The sequence below is a fragment of the Silvania hatchlandensis genome (genome assembly GCF_025564065.1).
Classification (GTDB): domain Bacteria; phylum Pseudomonadota; class Gammaproteobacteria; order Enterobacterales; family Enterobacteriaceae; genus Enterobacter; species Enterobacter hatchlandensis.
Genome location: NZ_JAMGZK010000053.1, coordinates 158,948 through 179,510, shown reverse-complemented (window position 1 = coordinate 179,510; position 20,563 = coordinate 158,948). Strand labels below are relative to the sequence as shown.

Genomic DNA, 20,563 nt, shown 5'->3' with positions numbered 1-20,563 from the left:
GCTTAAGGTCTTCACTTTACTGTAATCATGGGGTCGGGGAGGTGGGTGTGGCTGAACAACTGGAGTTCTTTCCCGTCCAGAGCCCGTGCCGGGGTATTTGCCAGTCGGATGAGCGGGGCTTTTGTCGCGGCTGTATGCGCAGCCGGGAGGAGCGTTTTAACTGGCAAGCCATGAGCGATCCGCAGAAACAGGAGATCCTGCGCCTGTGTCGCCAGCGTCTGCTGCGCAAAATGCGCGCAAACAGACCCTCCAAAACCGAAGAACCGCAGCAACCCTCACTGTTTTAGCCCCGTAATTGCGTATACTCACCCCAGTCTTTTTTTGAGGAAATTGCTATGGTTCAGCGTATTACCCTTGCCCCACAGGGCCCGGAATTCTCCCGTTTTGTGATGGGCTACTGGCGTCTGATGGACTGGAATATGTCCGCTCAGCAGCTGGCGAGCTTTATTGAAGCGCATCTGGATCTGGGGATCACTACCGTCGATCACGCCGATATTTACGGCGGCTACCAGTGTGAAGCGGCCTTTGGCGAAGCGATGAAGCTGGCACCAGCGCTGCGTCAGCGCATGGAGATCGTCACCAAATGCGGCATTGCCACCACCGCAAAAACTGAGCATGCCCTCGGCCATTACATCACCGATCGTGACCATATCATTCAGAGCGCCGAGCAGTCGCTGACCCATCTGGCAACGGATCATATCGACCTGCTGCTGATCCATCGCCCGGATCCGCTGATGGATGCCGACGAGGTCGCCGAAGCGTTCCTCGCCCTGCACCAGAGCGGCAAAGTGCGCCATTTCGGCGTGTCTAACTTTACCCCGGCCCAGTTTGCACTGCTGCAGTCGCGCCTGCCGTTTACTCTGGCGACCAATCAGGTTGAAATTTCCCCGGTGTACCAGCCGCTGCTGCTGGATGGCACGCTTGATCAGCTGCAACAGCTACGCATTCGCCCAATGGCCTGGTCCTGCCTCGGCGGTGGTCGCCTGTTCAATGACGAATCCTTCCAGCCGCTGCGCGATGAGCTGGCCCAGGTGGCGCAGGAGCTGAACGCAGAAAGCATCGAGCAGGTGGTGTATGCGTGGATCCTGCGTCTGCCGTCGAAGCCGCTGCCGATTATTGGCTCCGGTAAAATCGAGCGCGTGCGTTCCGCCCTGGCGGCAGAACAGCTTCAGATGACACGCCAGCAGTGGTTCCGCATTCGTAAAGCCGCGCTGGGTTACGACGTACCGTAATTCTGCATTCAATTGACTTCCCGGTGAAATCGTTGCCCCTGGTATAAGCTTAAGGGGCAAATATTAACCGAAGGAGGTCATATGAAGCGTTTTACTCTGGCGATGTTGACGTTGATGGTGTGCGCCGGTGCGCAGGCTGCCAGCGACGAAGTTGAGATGAACCTCGTCACCTCTCAGGGGGTAGGCCAGTCGGTCGGGACGGTGAAAATCACCGAAACGGATAAGGGACTGGAGTTCGCCCCCAATCTTAAAGCCCTTCCTCCGGGCGAACACGGTTTCCACGTCCACGCGAAAGGTTCCTGCGAACCCGCCATGAAAGAGGGCAAGCCTTCTGCTGCCGAATCGGCGGGCGGGCATCTCGATCCGCACAGCAGCGGCAAACATGAAGGCCCGGACGGCATGGGACATCTTGGCGATCTGCCGGTGCTGGTGGTCAATAACGACGGTAAAGCCACCGATCCCGTTGTCGCGCCACGCCTTAAAAAGCTGGATGAGGTGAAGGGCAAAGCGCTGATGATCCACGTCGGGGGCGATAATATGTCCGATCAACCCAAACCGCTTGGCGGTGGCGGGGCCCGCTACGCCTGCGGGGTGATCTGATCGCTGAGGGTGCCCGGCGCGGGCGCCTGCTCCAGCTGGGACAGGGAACAGTGCAGCCGCCAGATAAGCGCGGCCAGATCCTGCGCCGCAGGCTGGGGATGGTGCCCGAGGGTGTCACAGATCCGTTTTAATTCATCAAGGGTGGCGGCCAGCGGACGTTGCTGCACGCCGCGCTCGCTCATGATGTCGCGCAGGAGTGAAACTGCCACGTCGCGCACCTGCGCCAGCGGATCGGAGCGGGTTTCCCACCCGCGCAGCTGCCAGACCACGTGACTGCAGTTCAGCAGCACCACGCCCCAGCGCAGCAGCCAGCGGCGTGAGAGCGCGTCCTGGCTGGTGTTCAGTTGGCTGACGTGATGGTACACCAGTGATTCATACCCATTTTCACTTAGCCGCGGTCGGCGGCTGAGCTGATCGACAAAACCGCGACGCAGCTCCTTAATGTGGCGGCGGCTTTTGCGCGCATCCGATCCCGGTCGTAGTACTGCGAACGCCAGCCAGGTCAACCCCACGCCGAGGATCTTCGCCAGATTGTCATTCAGGAAATCGGCAAAGTCATACACGGGCGGATTGGTGACTGAAATAAACGAACCCATAAACACAATCAGCTGCCCCCACAGGCCGGCCTGGCGAGGGATTTGCAGCTTCATCAGCTGCATAGTGGTGAGCAGCGGGAACAGAAACAGCAGGAACAGCCACAGATCCGATATCTGTACCATCAGGCCAAATTTGAAGACAAAACTGAACAGCGAGAGCAGGACGAGGGTGCGCAACAGCAGCGTCAGCGAATTAAACGGCGTTGGCGAAACGGAGTAGAGCACGCTACTGATCGCCGCCAGCGTCAGGGCCGCCGAGCCTGATTCCCACTGGGTGGAAAGGCTCCAGGCGCCCACCAGGCACAGCGCGCAGAAGGTGCGAAAGCCGCTCCATAAGGCTTCAAGGTTGTCCGTGTGACGCGCCAGCGCCGGGCTGTGCGGAACGCTAAACTCGGTTACCGGGGTGGCGGTCTCAACAGCTGCTATCCAGCGGCTGCTCTGCAGATACAGGCGGCTGAAATAGCGTAACCGCTGCCAGACGGCGCGATGGCGGTAATCGCCCCCTGCTGCGGGCTTCAGCGGGGCGATAATACGCGCCACGGTATAAACATCGGTGTCGGGTCGTGCGAGCGCAGCCAGCAGCTGGTCGATAATCTCCCGTGTGTGCGCGGGGGGATCGGGCCAGTTCAGTAGCATCCGGCGTAAGCTGGAGATAGCGCTGGTCATCCGCAGCTGCTGGTGAAGGAGATAATTCAGCAGAGCATTTTGCCGCCGAAAGCGGTAGTGGCTCCAGAAGGCCTGAATACGCAGCAGGTTCATGGTCAGGATTTGGGCGATCACTTTCTCATGGGCCTGGCGAATCGTATCGTTGCTGTCGGGCTGCCACAGCAGGCTGGCATGTTCCAGCAGTCGGGTGTGCATGCTCTTAAGAGCACCGATCAGGGCGGTGCCATCCGAAGTGCTGGGCAGGATCATCATCATCATCCCGCCGCTGAGGATCCCGATAATGACCTCGCAGACGCGGGCCTGAGCAATATCCCACAGCTGGGTGATATCCAGAATATTGACCACCGGAAAGGCAATGATTGCGGCAGTGTAACCCGCCAGCTGAAAGGCATAGGCGACGTTATTGGTAAAGTGGGCGCAGGCCCAGGTACAGACCCCAAGCCACGCCGCCATGCTGAACAAAAACAGCCACGGATCGTTCAGGGTATGCCCGGCGATAATCAGCGCCGCGGTGGCCCCCAGCAAGCTGCCCACCACGCGGCCCAGGCTTTTACTGATCACCCCGCCAACCGTCGGGAAGCTGACCACCGCCGCCGAGGTCATCGCCCAGTAGGGTTCATCCAGATTCAGGCAATAAGCGACGGTCAGCGCCAGGCACATCGCGATCCCGTTGCGCAGGGCATAGCGCCACTGGGCAGAGGTTGCCTTTATCCACGGCAGGTTACGCCAGGAAAAAGCGGACACCTTCACGGCAGGGTCCCGATCGCCACGCTACAAGTGGTGCCGGAGACCAGGGTCAGATCCGCCGGAAGCTGGTCAAAGATGATGCGCACCGGAATGCGCTGCGCCAGTCGCACCCACGGGATAGTCGGCTTCACGTCGGGCACCAGCCCTGAATCGGTCTCCACGCTCTGATCGTAGATGGCGCGCCCGATGCTGGATACGTGACCCTGTAACGTTACCGAGCCGCTGTAGAGGGTAATCTGGGCAGGCGCACCCTCGCGGATGTGGCGCAGTTTAGTCTCTTCAAAATAGCCGACCACGTAAAATGAGTGGCTGTCGACCAGTGCAAACAGCGGCTGCCCGGTGGTGGCGTAATCGCCTACCCGGGTAGAAAGATTTGTTACCCAGCCGTCAACCGGGGCTTTGACCACGGTCTGCGTCAGCTGCCACTGGGCCTGCTTGAGCGCCGCTTCGGCCACCTCGACGCTGGCCTGCATCGCCTGGACGTTGATATTGGCCGTATCCATATCTTCGGCGGAGATATAGTTTCGTGACAGATGACGACGGCGGTTGGCTTCGTTATCGGCTTTGGCCAGATCGGTCCGGGCTTTCGCCAGCTGTGCTTCGGCATTCAGCACCGCGATGTGCCAGGGGGTTTCATCAATGTGAAACAGCACCTCACCGGCATGGACAAACTGGTTATCTTTAATCTTAAGGGTCGTAATGGCGCCGGAAACCTGCGGCGTGATACTGACCTGCTCGGCGCGCACTTTGCCATCCCGGGTCCATGGGGATTGCATATAATAATTCCACAGCCACCAACCGGCGATGAGCGCCAGCGCAACAACCAACAGCGATGAAAAATATTTCAGGGTTTTCATACAAGAGTCACCAGACAATTAACACAACAAGGCCCAGGCAGACCGCAAGAACAAACAGCGAGAGATCCATCAGCATGGGATGCCAGATTTCACCGGAATACATCCAGTCGCGCAGCAGACGGTGGGTGACCAGCCAGAGAATAAAACCCAGCATCACCGCCTTAAATAAAGGGGGAAAGTAAACAGAGGCACCGACAATCAAGTCCTGAAGCGGTAACCCGGTGGCGTTAAACGTAAACTTCACGAGCCGGTTCCTTTGCAAAGGGGAAGTGGCCTCAGCGGCCCGCCATAACGCACCAGGGCGTCACAATTCAGTGTAAATCAAAAGAGTCTTGTTGGATGAATGCAGTATTGCATTTGTTTTGGCAATATAAATGCTGCAAACTATTCTAAAATCAGTATAATAACTTAGCAAGCTAATTATAAGGAGATGAAATTGGAATCGCCATTAGGTTCTGATCTGGCAAGGTTAGTACGCGTGTGGCGTGCTCTGATTGACCATCGCCTGAAACCTCTGGAATTGACACAGACGCATTGGGTTACGCTGCATAATATTCATCAGCTGCCGCCCGACCAGTCGCAGATCCAACTGGCTAAAGCGATAGGCATTGAGCAGCCATCCCTGGTTCGTACACTCGATCAACTGGAAGATAAGGGACTGATTTCTCGACAGACCTGTGCCAGCGATCGTCGTGCTAAGCGAATTAAACTGACTGAAAAAGCCACCCCCATTATTACCGAGATGGAAATGGTAATCAGTAAAACGCGCGGTGAGATCCTCTCCGGAATATCGCCCGCTGAACTGGAACTGCTGATCTCGCTGGTGGCCCGGCTTGAGCACAATATTAACGAGCTCCAGTCTCGCGACTGACCCTAAAAAAGCCTTGCATACGCAAGGCTTTTTCTTGTCACTGACCTGCCCGGATATTAGCGTGGGGAAACGGTCACCTGGCTACCGTTGCTGGCTAACACAACGCGCTGACCTGCAGCGAACTGGGTGTTACCCTGCTTCTGCACCACCATGATGGTGCTGCCGTCATCCTTACGAATTTCTAACTCTACACCCTGAGTTTTGTTCATCGCGCCCTGCACACCCTGGCCCGCAACGCCACCGGCTACTGCGCCAGCTGCGGTCGCCAGAGAGCGGCCTGTGCCGCCACCGACGGTGTTACCGAGGAAACCACCCAGCACTGCACCGCCAATCGCACCGATAACGTTAGCGTCATCGCCACCCTGAATTTGTACCGGGCGAGTATGAACAATGGTGCCATAAGTCACATTCTGAACTTGTTTGGCTTCAGAAGCGCTGTAGACATCCCCGGACATAGAGCTGCTATTAACACAACCAGCCAGAGTAAAACCAATCATCGACACGGCCAGTACACGTAAAATCATTTGAATCTCCTGTTCACCAAATAAACGCGATGCGCTCCGTATGGCTAAATTATATGGCATCGGGTGCCATAGATCCTATCTTCGCTTAAACATTAAGAGAATTGTACTTGATTCTGACTTAACCAGAGATAAACAGGCGTTGACCTGACGCAAAAATGCCATGCGGAATATTCCTGGAATGCGCGTAAGTGTCAGGTATTGTTAAAAAGTATATGTCCGCCATAGCATTGATTACGCGTTTATGGTGGAGTGTGCCCACAGCCCAGGCGGATTAAGGAAAGCATATGAAATCGGGTCGCTATATTGGCGTAATGTCAGGTACCAGTCTTGACGGCGTGGATGTCGTCCTTGCGGCAATAGACGAGAACATGGTCGCACAGCAGGCCAGCCTGAGCTGGCCCATTCCGCCGGAAATCAAGCACGCGATCCTCAACATCTGCCAGGGGCAGCAGCTGACGCTGTCGCAGCTGGGCCAGCTCGACACCCAACTGGGACGCTTGTTCGGCGATGCCGTGCAGGCGCTGATGAATCAGGAAAATCTGCGTCCTCAGGACGTGGTCGCCATCGGCTGTCACGGGCAAACCGTCTGGCATGAGCCGGGCAGCGATTATCCCCATACGCTGCAAATTGGCGACAATAATCAGATCGTGGCGAAAACGGGCGTAACCGTCGTCGGTGATTTTCGTCGTCGGGATATGGCTCTGGGTGGGCAGGGCGCACCGCTGGTGCCGGCCTTTCATCATGCGCTGCTCGCGCATCCCCACGAGCGCCGGATGGTGTTGAACATTGGCGGGATTGCCAACCTGTCGCTATTGATCCCTGACCAGCCGGTACGCGGGTTCGATACCGGACCGGGCAATATGCTGATGGATGCCTGGATCTGGCGTCAGATGGGCAAAGGCTACGATAAAGACGCCAACTGGGCCTGCAGCGGTAAAGTCATCATCCCGCTGCTGCAGAACATGCTGCTCGATCCCTATTTTGCGGCACCGGCGCCAAAAAGCACCGGACGCGAGTACTTTAACTACGGCTGGCTGGAGCGTCATCTGGCCCGCTTCCCGGGTCTGGCGCCACAGGATGTGCAGGCCACGCTTGCCGAACTCACCGCCGTGTCGATTGCTGAACAAGTGCTGTTAAGCGGCGGCTGCGTGCGGCTGCTGGTGTGCGGCGGCGGCAGCCGTAATCCGCTGCTGATGGCGCGTCTTGCGGGCCTGCTGCCGGGCACGGAAGTGACCACCACCGATCGGGTGGGGATCAGCGGCGATGACATGGAAGCCCTGGCGTTTGCCTGGTTGGCCTGGCGCACGGTGGCGGGGCTGCCGGGTAATTTACCGTCGGTGACCGGCGCGCGTGAAGCCAGCGTGTTAGGTGCTGTTTTTCCAGCCAATCCGCGACAAAATCAGAGTTAACCGAATTTCACCTACGGATGCGAAGGGTAAACTAACAGGAAACGGGAGGGCGGCGTTGCCCTCCGGGACCAGGATAGTCTTCGGAACACACCCATGAAAAAACTGCTTCTTGTTTTAACCCCTTTTCTGCTGGCGGGTTGTAGCGTTTACAACCAGTTTGTTGAGCGTATGCAAACCGACACGCTGGCCTACCAGTGCGAAGAAAAGCCGCTCACCGTTAAGCTCAATAATCCGCGCCAGGAAGTCAGCTTCGTTTATGACAACAAGCTGCTGACGCTGAAGCAGGGAATGTCCGCCTCTGGCACCCGCTACTCTGACGGTGTTTACGTGTTCTGGTCGAAAGGCGACAGCGCCACGGTCTACAAACGCGACCGCAGCGTGCTGAACAATTGTCAGATCCAAAATCCGAAGCGTTGAGATTTTGCAGGGGGCGGCGCACAATAGCGCCACCCGATCACAACCTCAGTTAACGCCATGTCTGATAACGACGAATTGCAGCAAATTGCGCATCTGCGCCGCGAATACACCAAAGGCGGCCTGCGTCGCCAGGATCTCCCCGCCGAGCCGCTGGTGCTGTTTGAACGCTGGCTAAAACAGGCCTGTGAGGCCCGCCTTGCCGATCCCACCGCGATGGTGGTGGCGACCGTCGACGAGCACGGTCAACCCTATCAGCGCATCGTGTTGCTCAAGCATTACGATGAAAAAGGTCTGGTGTTCTATACCAACCTTGGCAGCCGTAAAGCGCACCACCTCGAAAACAACCCGCGTATCAGCCTGCTGTTCCCGTGGCATATGCTGGAGCGTCAGGTGATGGTCACCGGCACCGTCGAGCGTCTCTCCACGCTGGACGTGCTGAAATATTTCCACTCCCGCCCGCGTGACAGCCAGATTGGCGCCTGGGTTTCTAAACAGTCGAGCCGCATCTCGGCCCGTGGCGTGCTGGAAAGCAAATTCCTCGAACTGAAACAGAAATTCCAGCAGGGTGAAGTGCCGCTGCCGAGCTTCTGGGGCGGATTCCGCGTACCCATCCAGCAAATGGAGTTCTGGCAGGGCGGAGAACATCGTCTGCACGATCGTTTTTTGTACCAGCGCGATAACGACGCGTGGAAAATCGATCGACTGGCACCTTAATCCCCGAAATTTGTTCGCTTAAGCGCTGGTACAACCGGTGTCAGCGCTTTATTCTATGTACCTTTCGCGTCTGGCGAAAAGTCGTGTACCGGCAAAGGTGCAGTCGTTTTATACATGGAGAATTTGATGGCAAGCAGTAACTTGATTAAACAATTGCAAGAGCGGGGCCTCGTGGCTCAGGTGACGGACGAGGAAGCGTTAGCAGAGCGACTGGCGCAAGGCCCGATCGCCCTCTATTGCGGCTTCGATCCTACCGCCGACAGCTTGCATTTGGGGCATCTGGTTCCTTTGTTATGCCTGAAACGCTTCCAGCTGGCAGGCCATACGCCTGTAGCACTGGTCGGCGGCGCAACGGGTCTGATTGGCGACCCAAGCTTTAAAGCCGCTGAGCGTAAACTGAATACGGCAGACACCGTGCAGGAGTGGGTGGATAAAATCCGCAAACAGGTTGCCCCGTTCCTCGACTTCGACTGTGGTGCAAACTCGGCGATTGCGGCCAATAACTACGACTGGTTTGGCGGCATGAACGTGCTGACCTTCCTGCGTGATATCGGCAAGCACTTCTCTGTTAACCAGATGATCAACAAAGAAGCGGTGAAGCAGCGTCTGAACCGTGACGACCAGGGGATCTCGTTCACCGAGTTCTCCTATAACCTGCTGCAGGGTTATGACTTTGCCTGTCTGAATAACCTGCACGGTGTGGCGCTGCAGATTGGCGGCTCCGATCAGTGGGGTAACATCACCTCCGGTATCGATCTGACCCGGCGCCTGCATCAGAACCAGGTCTTCGGTTTGACAGTTCCTCTGATCACCAAGTCTGACGGCACCAAATTCGGTAAAACCGAAGGCGGCGCGGTCTGGCTCGATCCGAAGAAAACCAGCCCGTATAAGTTCTACCAGTTCTGGATCAACACCGCCGACGCCGACGTGTATCGCTTCCTGAAGTTCTTCACCTTTATGGATCTGGAAGAGATTAATGCCCTGGAAGAAGAAGACAAGACCAGCGGTAAAGCGCCGCGCGCGCAGTATGTGCTGGCGGAGCAGGTTACCCGTCTGGTTCACGGTGAAGAGGGGCTGGTGGCCGCGAAGCGTATCACCGCCAGCCTGTTTAACGGCACCCTGAGCGATCTGAGCGAAGCCGACTTCGAACAGTTGGCGCAGGATGGTGTGCCAATGGTTGAGATGGAGAAAGGCGCAGACCTGATGCAGGCGCTGGTCGACTCCGAGCTGCAGCCGTCCCGCGGTCAGGCGCGTAAAACCATCGCCTCGAACGCCATCACCATCAACGGTGAAAAACAGTCCAACGAGGAATATACCTTTGTGGACAGCGATCGTCTGTATGGTCGTTACACCTTACTGCGTCGCGGCAAAAAGAATTACTGTCTGGTTTGCTGGAAGTCAGCATAAAAACAACAGGGGCGTGGGAAACCACGCCCCTTTATTTTTTCAGGGTTGTGGTAAGAAAATGAAGAATATCCTCGCCATCCAGTCCCACGTCGTTTTTGGGCATGCTGGCAACAGCGCCGCTGAATTTCCGATGCGTCGTCTTGGGGCCAACGTCTGGCCGTTAAACACCGTTCAGTTTTCCAACCATACGCAATACGGTAAATGGACCGGCTGCGTGATGCCGCCTGCGCACCTGACCGACATCGTGCAAGGCATTGCTGATATCGACAAGCTGAAGACCTGTGACGCCGTCCTGAGCGGCTATCTGGGATCGGCAGAGCAGGGCGAGCATATTCTCGGCATCGTGCGTCAGGTGAAGGCGGCTAACCCGGCAGCAAAATACTTCTGCGATCCGGTGATGGGTCATCCAGAAAAAGGCTGCATCGTGGCGCCTGGCGTCGCGGAGTTCCACGTGCGTCATGCGTTACCGGCCAGCGATATCATTGCCCCGAACCTGATCGAGCTGGAAATCCTCTGTGAACACGCCGTCAACAGCGTGGATGAGGCGGTTGCCGCCTCCCGGGAACTGATTGCCCAGGGCCCTGAAATCGTGCTGGTGAAGCATCTGGCGCGCGCCGGGTTAAGCCTGGATCGCTTTGAGATGCTGCTGGTGACCAAAGATGAAGCCTGGCATATCAGCCGTCCGCTGGTGGATTTTGGGATTCGTCAGCCGGTGGGCGTGGGTGATGTGACCAGCGGCCTGCTGCTGGTGAAACTGCTGCAGGGGGCAACGGTGCGTGATGCGCTGGAGCACGTCACGGCGGCGGTGTACGAGATTATGATCGCCACGAAGAATATGCAGGAGTATGAGCTGCAGGTGGTGGCGGCGCAGGATCGTATCGCGAAGCCAGAGCATCTGTTTAGCGCGACACAGCTTTGACATCATTGCCCGGCAAGCAACGCGCTGCCGGGCAACAAACAACGTCCTTACTTCAACCCTTCCGCTTCCAGCGCCGCAGCCACGTCCGGACGTTCCGCCATCCGCGCCATGTAGGCGTCGATGTGGCCCAATCCTTCCATGTTCAGTTTCACTGCCCGCGCCCAGCGCAGGACGGTAAAGAGATACGCATCGGCAATCGTGAAGCGCTGACCGCAAATCCACTGATCGTCTTTCAACTGGTCATTCACGTACTGCAGTTTTTTCTCCAGTAGTGCACGAACGGTCGGTTTGTACTCTTCCGGGGTATCCGGGCGGAACAGCGGCGTAAAGCCTTTGTGCAGCTCGGTAGCGATGAAGTTCATCCACTCAAGGGTCTTGTAGCGCGCGATGCTGCCGGTGGGTGCCAGCAGCTGGCGATCGGCCACGCCATCCGCCAGGTATTGCATAATCGCCACCCCTTCGGTCAGCAGCGTACCGTCTTCCAGAAGCAGTGCCGGAACCTGACCTTTTGGATTCACCGCAAAGAAATCGTCGCCGTTTTCCAGCTTTTTCTTCATCAGGTCAACGCTGCTAAGGGTGAAGTCTTTCCCGCTTTCACGCAACGTAATATGACAGGCAAGAGAGCAGGCGCCTGGTTTGTAGAACAGTTTCATCGGTCACTCCTGTTGGCTAGGTTTACTGTATGGTAGTGCTCAGCGGAATAAAAAAAAAGCCGCTAACACACAGTTAGCGGCTTCTGTTCAGTCGTTTCCCGATGACATTACGCGGTAGCGGTGGTCGTCGCTTTGGCGGTGCTGTCGTCGTCCTGAGTCATACGGTTCAGCTTCGGTGCTGTCAGCATCATCAGCAAGGCGATAACCGCAGTGGCAATACCAATCTGCAGGAACACGTCGCCGTAAACATGCAGGGAAACCAGCGGGTCAGTCACGTCTGATGGCACGGCCATCAGGTTAGCAATCTTACCAGCGATCAGTGCAGCACCGGCGGTTGTCAGGAACCAGCTACCCATGATGAAGCCCATCAGGCGCTGTGGAACCAGCTGTGCAACCATCGCAAGGCCCAGACCGGAGATCATCAGCTCACCGATAGACTGCAGGGCATAGCTCAGGATCAGCCAGTTAACGGAAACAATGCCCGCGTCGCTGGCGAATTTCGCACCCAACGGCAGCACCAGGAAGGCGCCAGAGCACAGTACCATACCGACGGCGAACTTGTGCGGCATCGGCAGACGGTCGCCCATCTTGTTATAGATAGCGGCCAGAATCGGGCTACCAACCATGATCCAGAACGGGTTCAGTGCCTGGAACTGCTCAGGTTCGAACGCGATACCCAGAATAGAGTGCTCAACGTTACGGATCGCAAAGAAGTTCAGCGAGGTTGGCATCTGGCTGTACAGGACGAAGAAGCAAATCGCTTCCAGCATCAGGATGAACGCGACAATCATCTTACGGCGCGCAGCACCCTGCATCGCAAACGCTTCTTTCGCAAAGATAGCGATGATACCCAGTGCCACAACGCCCAGCACCGCACGTGCGATGCCCTGGTTGTGCAGCAGCCAGGTGGCAACAGCAACCAGAATCACTACGCCGACGATAGTTGCCAGCAGTTTGCCCATCTGTACCGGTGCAAAGTCAGGTTTTGAACCGTAGTCCTTCACCCAGCTGCGGCAGAACAGGAAGTTCACAACGGTGATCAGCATCCCGACGAAGCTCAGGGCAAACGCCACGCTCCAGCCGAATTTAGCGGCCAGCCACGGGGTTGCCAGCATCGAGAAGAAGGAACCGATGTTGATGGACATGTAGTACATGGTAAATGCACCGTCCAGACGCGGATCATCTTTGTTATAGCAGGTAGAAAGCAGGGAAGACGGGTTCGCTTTGAACAGGCCGTTACCCACTGCGATGGTCGCCATACCCATGTAAACCACACCGGCATCGTGACCGGACCAGGCAACCAGACCGTAACCGATAGCCAGTACGATGGCACCGAGTAGAATGACACGTTTGGTCCCGAGGACTTTATCACCCAGCCAGCCGCCGACTGCGACCAGACCGTATACCAGGGCACTAAAAGAAGAAAACAGCGTGATGGAATCTGCTTCGGACATACCCAGTTGTTTTACCAGGTAAACTGCCATGATCCCCTGCAGACCGTAGTAACCAAAACGCTCCCACAGCTCGATAGAGAAAATGAGATAGAACGATTTTGGCTGTTTAAAAGCGTTGAGACTTACGCTTTCTTCTGCTGGTTTTTTGTTTGCAATAGACACATATACCTCTTTTTTTACATCCCATATTAAGGGGGTGTTCACAGCGTGATGACCGTAGTCCATCCGCTTTATAGTTATAGTGGGAGGGGAAACGGCGGTTAATGTTCACTATCCTGACCCGTCTGGCAAGATGTTTGTAATACACTGTTACATTTAACCTGGCCGCTATAATTAACCGGAAACATAAATGTTATTCAGCGTTAAATTTCAGTCAGCCTGATTTGCTGGTTTTTTTCACTATGCAATTGCCTGATTAGTGGGCGGGTGGCGATATGTTCTGCTGTTAAAGGTAATAAGCAGTGATATGGGCCATAATCTGAAAGTTATCTGGTCAGATATGTGGTGTTACAGGGCTGGGTTCTTGTTGATGTAAGGAGTTATCGCGATTTTATACACAAAAATGCAACATCGCGTTATCAGGGTGATCGCGATCACATACTCATAGAAATTTTAGCTGTTAAAAAAACAATTAACCTGTTTGAACGTTATATAACCGAACAATGACCGGCCCATGCGGAAAGGTGAAGCAGGATCACGTGAGAAATTGCGCGCAGACAGGGGTAACTCTGCAGGATTAAAAAAACCGTCGGATGACGGTTTCAGATATCGACTTTCTCTTTGAATTCACATAAATCTTCGATAAGGCAGGAGCCACAGCGCGGCTTACGTGCGATGCAGGTATAGCGACCGTGCAGGATCAGCCAGTGATGACAGTCGACCTTAAATTCCGCCGGGACCACTTTCAGCAGTTTCTCTTCCACCTGCTCGACGTTTTTGCCCGGGGCAAAGTGAGTCCGATTACAGACGCGGAAGATGTGGGTATCGACCGCAATTGTTGGCCAGCCAAATGCGGTATTCAACACCACGTTGGCGGTCTTGCGTCCGACGCCGGGCAGGGCTTCCAGCGCCGCCCTGTCTTCCGGCACCTCGCCACCGTGCAGCTCCAGCAGCATGCGGCAGGTTTTGATCACGTTCTCGGCTTTGCTGTTAAACAGGCCGATGGTCTTGATGTAAGCTTTCACCCCGTCAACGCCCAACTCCAGCATCGCCTGCGGCGTGTTGGCCACCGGGTAAAGTTTGGCGGTGGCTTTGTTCACGCTCACGTCGGTAGCCTGAGCAGAAAGCAGGACCGCAATCAGCAGCTCAAACGGAGAGCTAAAGTTCAGCTCTGTGGTCGGGTGCGGATTGTTATCCCGCAGGCGCTGTAAAATCGCTAACCGTTTCTCTTTATTCATGAAGCCTTCTCGGGGATCCCTTCCTCAATGCTGCGTGCGGCAGCCCGGCGTTTACGTTTCTCATCAATCAGGTACTTTACTGCCAGCATCATGCCAAGGCCAATAAAGGCGCCAGGGGGTAGCATCGCCAGCAGGAATGGGGTGTCGGTGTGGAACACCTCGATGCGCAGGACTTTCGCCCAGCCGCCCAGCAGTGCGTCTGCGCCGTCGAACAGGGTGCCATTGCCGAGGATTTCACGCATTGATCCCAGCACGAACATCGCACAGGTCGCCCCCATTCCGATAGCAAAGCCATCGAGGGCGGAGATCAGCGGATCGTTCTTCACCGCAAAAGCTTCAGCACGCCCGACCACGATACAGTTGGTCACGATCAGCGGGATAAAAATCCCCAGCGACTGATACAGACCAAAGGCGTAGGCGTTAATCAGCATCTGCACGACGCTCACCACCGAGGCGATGATCATCACGTAGATGGGAATACGGATCTCAGACGGCGTCCAGCGACGCAGGGCCGAAATAGACAGGTTGGTCAGGGTCAGCACCAGCGTGGTTGCCAGCCCCAGACCCAGGGCATTGGTGGCGGTCGAGGTGACGGCCAGCAGCGGACACATCCCCAGCAGCTGCACCAGCGCAGAGTTGTTTTTCCACAGACCCTGGACGATAACCTCTTTAACCTGGCTCATGATTACTCCTCACAGGCGGGCAGATTGTTAAGCTGCACGGGCAGCGTTTGCGCGTAGACACCCGCGCGTTTGACGGCATTCACCACTGCGCGTGGGGTGATGGTCGCACCGGTAAACTGGTCGAATTCGCCACCATCTTTCTTGACCGCAAACGCGGTATCGTCGCTGCCGTGGATAACTTTACCGGCAAAATGCAAAATCCAGTCGCTCAGGCGCGTTTCAATTTTATCACCAAGTCCTGGGGTTTCGTGATGTTCGGTGACGCGCGTGCCTAGCACGGTGCCGCTGAAATCGGTCCCGACCAGCAGTTGGATGGCACCGGAATAGCCGTCAGGTGCAGTCGCTTCCATTACCGCGCCGACCGGGGTATCGCCTTTACGGGCGATAAAAATACGGTGTTGTCCTTTGCCAAGCGGGGCAGCCTGCGCGATAAAGCAGCTTTTTTGCAGGTCATTATCGTAGAAATCAGCCGGGATCACCTGGTCGAACAGCGCCTTTTGCTGGCGGGCTGCCTGCTCTTCGATGGTGGATTTGGTCAGCCCGTTGACCAGCGCGGTCAGGCCGGTGAGGACGGCGGCAAAGAGCGCCAGCGTCACGCCGTGTTGCTGCATGGTTTTTAGCATGGCGAGTCCCTTAGCGATGGCCATACACGCGCGGTCGCGTGTAGTAATCAATTAACGGTACGGTGATGTTAGCCAGCAGAACCGCAAAGGCCACGCCGTCCGGGTAGCCGCCAAAGCAGCGGATCAGCCACACCAGCAGACCGGCCAGCGCGCCAAAGATCAGGCGTCCACGGTTGGTGGTGGAGGCTGTCACCGGGTCGGTAAGGATAAAGAACGCACCGAGCATGGTCGCCCCGGAGAGCAGATGGATTTGCGGCGAGGCCAGCGTTTCCGGCGAGAAAATCCAGCCCAGCCCGGAGCAGATTGCCAGGGTAGCCAGGAAGCTGACCGGAATGTGCCAGCGGATCGCCTTTTGCCAAATCATAAACAGACCGCCCGCCAGATAGGCCAGATTGACCCACTGCCAGCCCGCGCCTGCCAGCACGCCGCTGTATATCGGCATGTTCAGGATCTGCTCGACGCTGTGTCCCGCGTGCAGGGAGGTTTTAAAGGTGTCGAGCGGCGTAGCCTGGCTGATGCCATCCACGCCCATCCGCAGGCTTAACATATCGCTACCGCTGGCGGTATGGCCGGAGAAAATCACCTGCAGCGCATCGATAAAGCCCGGTACAGTGGCGGCGATGTCGTGCGGCGGCAGCCAGCTGGTCATCTGCACCGGGAACGAGATCAGCAATACCACGTAGCCAATCATTGCCGGGTTGAACGGGTTATGGCCCAGTCCACCGTACAGCTGTTTGGCAATGATCACCGCGAAAACGGTACCCAGCACCACCATCCACCAGGGAGCAAACGGCGGAATACTGATGGCCAGCAGCAGACCGGTGAGCAGGGCAGAGTTGTCAGCCAGAATCTTACTGACCGCCATGTTGCGCAGCTTTAGCACCAGCGCCTCAGCGGCCAGCGCACTCGCACAGCCCAGGATTATCTGAAACAGCGTCCCCCAGCCAAAAAACCAGAACTGAACGGCGATGCCCGGCAGCGCGGCCAGACAAACCAGCATCATAATGCGCGATGTCTGACGCTGGTTGTGGGTATAAGGGGAGCTTGCGATTCTGAAAACCATTTAATCCTCGTTGACTGCCTGCTGTGCGGCTTTTTTGGCCTGAACGCGCGCAATCGCCGCAGCAACTGCAGCTTTGCGCGGATCGTCGTTGGCCGCCGGTTCTTCTTCCTGTTGTGCCGCTTTACGTGCTTTCGCACGGGCGATGGCGGCTTCGACTGCCGCTTTACGCGGGTCGACTGGTGTAGGTTCTGTCAGGGTCACATCCGGCGGCGTCGCTTTGCGCGCTTTGGCACGCGCAATCGCGGCTTCGACGGCCGCTTTGCGCGGGTCGACCGGGGCCTGCTCGACTTCAATCACCTCGGGTTGCGGCGCTTTACGCGCTTTGGCACGGGCGATGGCGGCTTCAACCGCGGCTTTACGCGGATCAACATCCGGCTGCGGCTGGGTCGCTTGTTCTTTTTCTGCCTGACGGGCGCGGGCCTCGGCCTTTCGCGCTTCGCGGGCGGCAATCACATCGCTGTTGTCCGGACGACGTCCTGCCGGGATCACCACGTCCTGGGTCGCGGTGGCTTTCTTCTCGCGAACGCGCGCCAGGGCCGCGCTGATGGCGTCCTGATCTTTCGCGGCAGGCTGCACCGCAGCCTTTTTATGGCGCGCTTCACGGGCAGCTTTTTCACGATCGAGGCGCAGCTGGCGGGCTTCAAAGCGCGCTTTGGCTTCGGCCGCGCGTTTTTCTTCCCGCTCGATGGCATAAATCTCGGCTTTCTCGACGCGGAAATATTGCACCAGCGGAATGCTGCTCGGGCAAACCCAGGCGCAGGCGCCGCATTCAATGCAGTCGGCCAGATTATGGGCTTTGGCTTTGTCGTGGATCTGGCCTTTACTGAACCAGTACAACTGTTGGGGCAGCAGATCCGCCGGACAGGCGTCGGCGCAGGCGCTGCAGCGAATGCAGCCTTTCTCTTCCTGCTCTTCGCCCATCTCGCTCGCAGACGGGGCCAGCAGACAGTTGGTGATTTTTACCACCGGAACGTCCAGCCACGGCAGGGTAAAGCCCATCAGCGGGCCGCCCATAATCACCAACTGCTCGGCTCCCGGGCAGAAATCGGCCTGCTCCAGCAGGTGGCGGACCGGCGTACCCAAGCGTGCCCAGACGTTGCCAGGCCGGTTTACGGCTTCGCCCGTTAAGGTGACGACGCGCTCGGTGAGCGGTTCACCGTCGACAACGGCACGTTTCACCGCATACGCGGTACCGACGTTCTGCATCAACACGCCAATGTCCGAGGAGCGCCCGCCGTGCGGAACCTGCTTCCCGGTTAAAATTTGCGTCAGCTGCTTTGCGCCGCCAGAGGGGTATTTGGTCGGGACTACCCGCAGGCTGATGTCGTGGCTATTTGCCAGCACCGCGCGCAGCATGGAGATCGCCTGCGGTTTGTTATCTTCGATGCCGATCAGCACTTCGCGAGGCTGAAGAATATGCGCGAGGATGCGAATCCCGTCGACGATCTGCGCCGCGCAGTCCTGCATCAGCCGATCGTCGGCGGTGATATAAGGCTCGCATTCGGCAGCGTTGATAATCAACGTCTGAATTTTGTCCCCGCCGCCCTGCAGTTTGTTGCCGGTCGGGAAGCCCGCGCCACCCAGACCGGCCACGCCGGACTGGTGAATGCGCTCGATCAGCGCCTCGCGGCTGTGGCTGCGATAGTCGCTCCAGCCGTCGCGGTCGATCCAGCGGTCTTCGCCGTCGGCTTCAATCACCACGCACAGTTCGGACAGCGCCGAAGGGTGGGCGACCGTATGCGGCGCGATGGACACCACTTTGCCCGAGGTCGGGGCGTGAACCGGGAGCATCCGTCCGCGCCCGAAGGTCAGCGGCTGGCCGCGTAACACGCTGTCACCGGCTTTGACACACAGCTCACCCTCAGCGCCAATGTGCTGTTTCAGGGGAATAATAAAGTGGTTGGCCAACGGAATCTGGCGCAGCGGCGTACCGCTGGACTGGGTTTTCATCTCCGGCGGGTGAATACCGCCGTCGAAATCCCAGATCTTCTCTTTTCTGAAGGCAGAAAATAACTTAAGCATGTTGTTCCACTGGAATAATGCGCACCGGAATGGTCTGGAGATCCCATTTCCAGCTGTCGGTCGTTGTCTCTACCGGCACTAAGGTAATGCACTGTGTCGGGCAAGGCGCGACGCAGAGATTACAGCCGGTGCACAGATCCGCCATCACGGTATGCATCGCGCGGGTAGCACCCACGATGGCATCGACCGGGCAGGCCTGAATACATTTGGTGCAGCCGATGCAGTTGGGCTCGTCAATGACCGCCAGCACGCGAACCGGCTCTTGAACACTCTCATCGCCATCAACGGGCTGCGGATCTACGTTAAGCAGTGTGGCAATCTTCAGCATCACTGCTTCGCCACCGGGGGCACAGCGGTTAATTTTTTCGCCGCCGGAACCCACCGCCTCAGCGTAAGGGCGGCAGCCAGGGTAGCCGCACTGTCCGCACTGGCTTTGCGGCAGCAGCTCATCGATTTTTTCGACCACCGGATCGTCCTGCACCGCAAAGCGGCGCGAGGCGTAACCGAGGATAATGCCAAAAATCAGCCCCAGCACACTGATGGCGGCGATGGCAATCCAGATAGCATTCATTACAACTTCACCAGACCACTGAAGCCCATAAAGGCCAGCGACATCAGACCGGCGGTCACCAGCGCGATGGCGTTACCGCGAAACGGTGCAGGGACATCGGCGGCGACCATGCGCTCGCGGATTGCCGCAAACAGCACCATCACCAGCGAGAAGCCGACGGCGGCAGAGAAGCCGTACAGCGCCGATTGCAGGAAGTTATGCCCAAGGTTAATGTTGAGCAACGCCACGCCGAGCACCGCACAGTTAGTGGTGATCAGCGGCAGGAAGATACCCAGCAGACGGTACAGCGCCGGGCTGGTTTTACGCACCACCATTTCGGTGAACTGCACCACCACGGCGATAACCAGAATAAAGGCCAGCGTGCGCAGGTAGGTCAGACCGAGTGGGATCAGGATCCAGGTGTCAATCCACCATGCACAGATAGAGGCGAGGGTCATCACGAAGGTGGTTGCCAGCCCCATCCCCATCGCGGTTTCTAGCTTCTTAGACACACCCATAAACGGGCAAAGGCCAAGGAACTTCACGAGGACGAAGTTGTTCACCAGCACCGTGCCGACAAAGAGCAGTAAGTAATCGGTCATTATTCAGCCTGAAATAAAAAAGCCGCCTATTATCGGACAAAGCGACGCAGGCGACAACAGGTTAACTGTAGGGTTATTACGGGTTCACAAAGGTGTTCTTCACCCGCGTCGAGCGCTTAAAGTAGGGCACGAACAGCGCGGTCACCAGCAGAGGGAAGAGCAACTGACGCACGGCCAGCGCATCGGAAACCGGCGAAAAGGCAAACGCTTTCACCGCCAGTAATACGGAGACAAGCAGCCAGATAATATAATGCTTAGGGACTTTCTGACGGCGCTTAAAAAAGGCGATGGTCAGCCACAGCGTGTAGTACCACATGGCGATCGCGAAGGCGAAGGAGATAAACCACATCACGATTTCATACGTATTCTGTGCGCCCAGCGTTTTTAACGCGTGCGGGGTAATTAACGCCGTGGTGTAAAGCAGCAGCGCCAGGGAGGCACTCAATAAAGCAACCAGCAGCCAGGCAAGCGGGGCGAGTAACCAGCCGCCAATTTTTTCTCCAGCCGTTGTGGCCATCTTCTCTCCCGAAAGTCAGTCAAAGCGCGTGCAGCGAAAT

General features: G+C 57.0%; 23 protein-coding genes. 9 read left to right on the top strand and 14 right to left on the bottom strand.

Annotated features, from left to right (window positions below):
- Window positions 1–47: 47 nt before the first annotated feature.
- From M8014_RS18025 to sodC, 3 genes are all read left to right on the top strand, one after another.
- Window positions 48–287, top strand: a complete 240-nt coding sequence (locus tag M8014_RS18025; RefSeq protein WP_271283761.1) for a DUF1289 domain-containing protein — start codon at window positions 48–50, stop codon at window positions 285–287.
- A 48-nt stretch (window positions 288–335) separates the two neighbouring features.
- Window positions 336–1,232 carry an aldo/keto reductase gene (locus M8014_RS18020; protein ID WP_271283760.1) on the top strand — a complete coding sequence of 299 codons (897 nt, stop codon included), beginning with the start codon at window positions 336–338 and terminating at the stop codon, window positions 1,230–1,232.
- Between the two features lie 81 nt (window positions 1,233–1,313).
- Entirely contained in the window at window positions 1,314–1,832 is a 519-nt protein-coding gene (gene sodC, locus M8014_RS18015; RefSeq protein WP_271283759.1) for a superoxide dismutase [Cu-Zn] SodC, read from the top strand.
- On the opposite strand, the gene M8014_RS18010 is transcribed toward sodC, so the two are convergent.
- Genes M8014_RS18010 through M8014_RS18000 form a run of 3 tightly spaced genes read right to left on the bottom strand, consistent with a single transcriptional unit; the run spans window position 1,811 to window position 4,942 of the window.
- The gene (locus tag M8014_RS18010; protein WP_271283758.1) at window positions 1,811–3,844 is read right to left on the bottom strand and encodes an FUSC family protein; all 2,034 of its coding nucleotides are present in this window, start codon (window positions 3,842–3,844) and stop codon (window positions 1,811–1,813) included. The genes sodC and M8014_RS18010 overlap by 22 nt on opposite strands.
- Window positions 3,841–4,698 carry an efflux RND transporter periplasmic adaptor subunit gene (locus M8014_RS18005; protein WP_271283757.1) on the bottom strand — a complete coding sequence of 286 codons (858 nt, stop codon included), beginning with the start codon at window positions 4,696–4,698 and terminating at the stop codon, window positions 3,841–3,843. The genes M8014_RS18010 and M8014_RS18005 overlap by 4 nt, the downstream gene beginning before the upstream one ends.
- 7 nt (window positions 4,699–4,705) lie before the next feature.
- Window positions 4,706–4,942 carry a DUF1656 domain-containing protein gene (locus tag M8014_RS18000; RefSeq protein WP_271283756.1) on the bottom strand — a complete coding sequence of 79 codons (237 nt, stop codon included), beginning with the start codon at window positions 4,940–4,942 and terminating at the stop codon, window positions 4,706–4,708.
- Between the two features lie 186 nt (window positions 4,943–5,128).
- Here M8014_RS18000 and slyA point away from each other — a divergent pair, with 186 nt between their 5' ends.
- Window positions 5,129–5,569: a transcriptional regulator SlyA gene (slyA, locus tag M8014_RS17995; protein WP_271283755.1), complete on the top strand. Its 441-nt coding sequence runs from the start codon at window positions 5,129–5,131 to the stop codon at window positions 5,567–5,569.
- 56 nt (window positions 5,570–5,625) lie between these two features.
- Here slyA and slyB read toward each other — a convergent pair whose 3' ends face one another.
- Window positions 5,626–6,093 (bottom strand): outer membrane lipoprotein SlyB, encoded by a 468-nt coding sequence (gene slyB / locus M8014_RS17990; RefSeq protein ID WP_271283754.1) that lies wholly within the window; start codon window positions 6,091–6,093, stop codon window positions 5,626–5,628.
- Between the two features lie 284 nt (window positions 6,094–6,377).
- On the opposite strand from slyB, the gene anmK reads away from it, so the two are divergent.
- From anmK to pdxY, 5 genes are all read left to right on the top strand, one after another.
- Window positions 6,378–7,502 carry an anhydro-N-acetylmuramic acid kinase gene (gene anmK, locus M8014_RS17985; protein ID WP_271283753.1) on the top strand — a complete coding sequence of 375 codons (1,125 nt, stop codon included), beginning with the start codon at window positions 6,378–6,380 and terminating at the stop codon, window positions 7,500–7,502.
- A 93-nt stretch (window positions 7,503–7,595) separates the two neighbouring features.
- Complete coding sequence (mliC, locus tag M8014_RS17980) at window positions 7,596–7,919, top strand: C-type lysozyme inhibitor (RefSeq protein WP_271283752.1); 324 nt, start codon at window positions 7,596–7,598, stop codon at window positions 7,917–7,919.
- A gap of 57 nt (window positions 7,920–7,976) precedes the next feature.
- Window positions 7,977–8,633 (top strand): pyridoxamine 5'-phosphate oxidase, encoded by a 657-nt coding sequence (pdxH, locus tag M8014_RS17975; RefSeq protein WP_271283751.1) that lies wholly within the window; start codon window positions 7,977–7,979, stop codon window positions 8,631–8,633.
- A gap of 126 nt (window positions 8,634–8,759) precedes the next feature.
- Entirely contained in the window at window positions 8,760–10,040 is a 1,281-nt protein-coding gene (gene tyrS / locus M8014_RS17970) for a tyrosine--tRNA ligase (protein WP_271283750.1), read from the top strand.
- A 58-nt stretch (window positions 10,041–10,098) separates the two neighbouring features.
- A complete protein-coding gene (pdxY, locus tag M8014_RS17965) occupies window positions 10,099–10,959 on the top strand; it encodes a pyridoxal kinase PdxY (protein WP_271283749.1) in 861 nt (286 codons plus the stop codon).
- Between the two features lie 47 nt (window positions 10,960–11,006).
- On the opposite strand, the gene gstA is transcribed toward pdxY, so the two are convergent.
- The 10 genes from gstA to M8014_RS17915 form a co-directional block, all read right to left on the bottom strand.
- The gene (gstA, locus tag M8014_RS17960) at window positions 11,007–11,612 is read right to left on the bottom strand and encodes a glutathione transferase GstA (RefSeq protein WP_271283748.1); all 606 of its coding nucleotides are present in this window, start codon (window positions 11,610–11,612) and stop codon (window positions 11,007–11,009) included.
- A gap of 107 nt (window positions 11,613–11,719) precedes the next feature.
- On the bottom strand, window positions 11,720–13,228 hold the full coding sequence (gene dtpA, locus M8014_RS17955) for a dipeptide/tripeptide permease DtpA (RefSeq protein WP_271283747.1): 1,509 nt from the start codon (window positions 13,226–13,228) through the stop codon (window positions 11,720–11,722).
- 599 nt (window positions 13,229–13,827) lie between these two features.
- Window positions 13,828–14,463, bottom strand: a complete 636-nt coding sequence (gene nth / locus M8014_RS17950; protein ID WP_271283746.1) for an endonuclease III — start codon at window positions 14,461–14,463, stop codon at window positions 13,828–13,830.
- Window positions 14,460–15,146, bottom strand: a complete 687-nt coding sequence (locus tag M8014_RS17945; RefSeq protein ID WP_271283745.1) for an electron transport complex subunit E — start codon at window positions 15,144–15,146, stop codon at window positions 14,460–14,462. The genes nth and M8014_RS17945 overlap by 4 nt, the downstream gene beginning before the upstream one ends.
- 2 nt (window positions 15,147–15,148) lie before the next feature.
- The gene (rsxG, locus tag M8014_RS17940) at window positions 15,149–15,769 is read right to left on the bottom strand and encodes an electron transport complex subunit RsxG (RefSeq protein ID WP_271283744.1); all 621 of its coding nucleotides are present in this window, start codon (window positions 15,767–15,769) and stop codon (window positions 15,149–15,151) included.
- A gap of 10 nt (window positions 15,770–15,779) precedes the next feature.
- Window positions 15,780–16,832 (bottom strand): electron transport complex subunit RsxD, encoded by a 1,053-nt coding sequence (rsxD, locus tag M8014_RS17935; protein WP_271283743.1) that lies wholly within the window; start codon window positions 16,830–16,832, stop codon window positions 15,780–15,782.
- Window positions 16,833–18,854 (bottom strand): electron transport complex subunit RsxC, encoded by a 2,022-nt coding sequence (gene rsxC / locus M8014_RS17930; protein ID WP_271283742.1) that lies wholly within the window; start codon window positions 18,852–18,854, stop codon window positions 16,833–16,835.
- Window positions 18,847–19,425 carry an electron transport complex subunit RsxB gene (gene rsxB, locus M8014_RS17925; protein WP_271283741.1) on the bottom strand — a complete coding sequence of 193 codons (579 nt, stop codon included), beginning with the start codon at window positions 19,423–19,425 and terminating at the stop codon, window positions 18,847–18,849. Before rsxB ends, rsxC begins: the two co-directional genes overlap by 8 nt.
- Window positions 19,425–20,006 carry an electron transport complex subunit RsxA gene (gene rsxA / locus M8014_RS17920; protein ID WP_271269849.1) on the bottom strand — a complete coding sequence of 194 codons (582 nt, stop codon included), beginning with the start codon at window positions 20,004–20,006 and terminating at the stop codon, window positions 19,425–19,427. The genes rsxB and rsxA overlap by 1 nt, the downstream gene beginning before the upstream one ends.
- Before the next feature lie 76 nt (window positions 20,007–20,082).
- Window positions 20,083–20,523: a DUF2569 domain-containing protein gene (locus M8014_RS17915; RefSeq protein ID WP_271283740.1), complete on the bottom strand. Its 441-nt coding sequence runs from the start codon at window positions 20,521–20,523 to the stop codon at window positions 20,083–20,085.
- Window positions 20,524–20,563 lie beyond the last annotated feature (40 nt).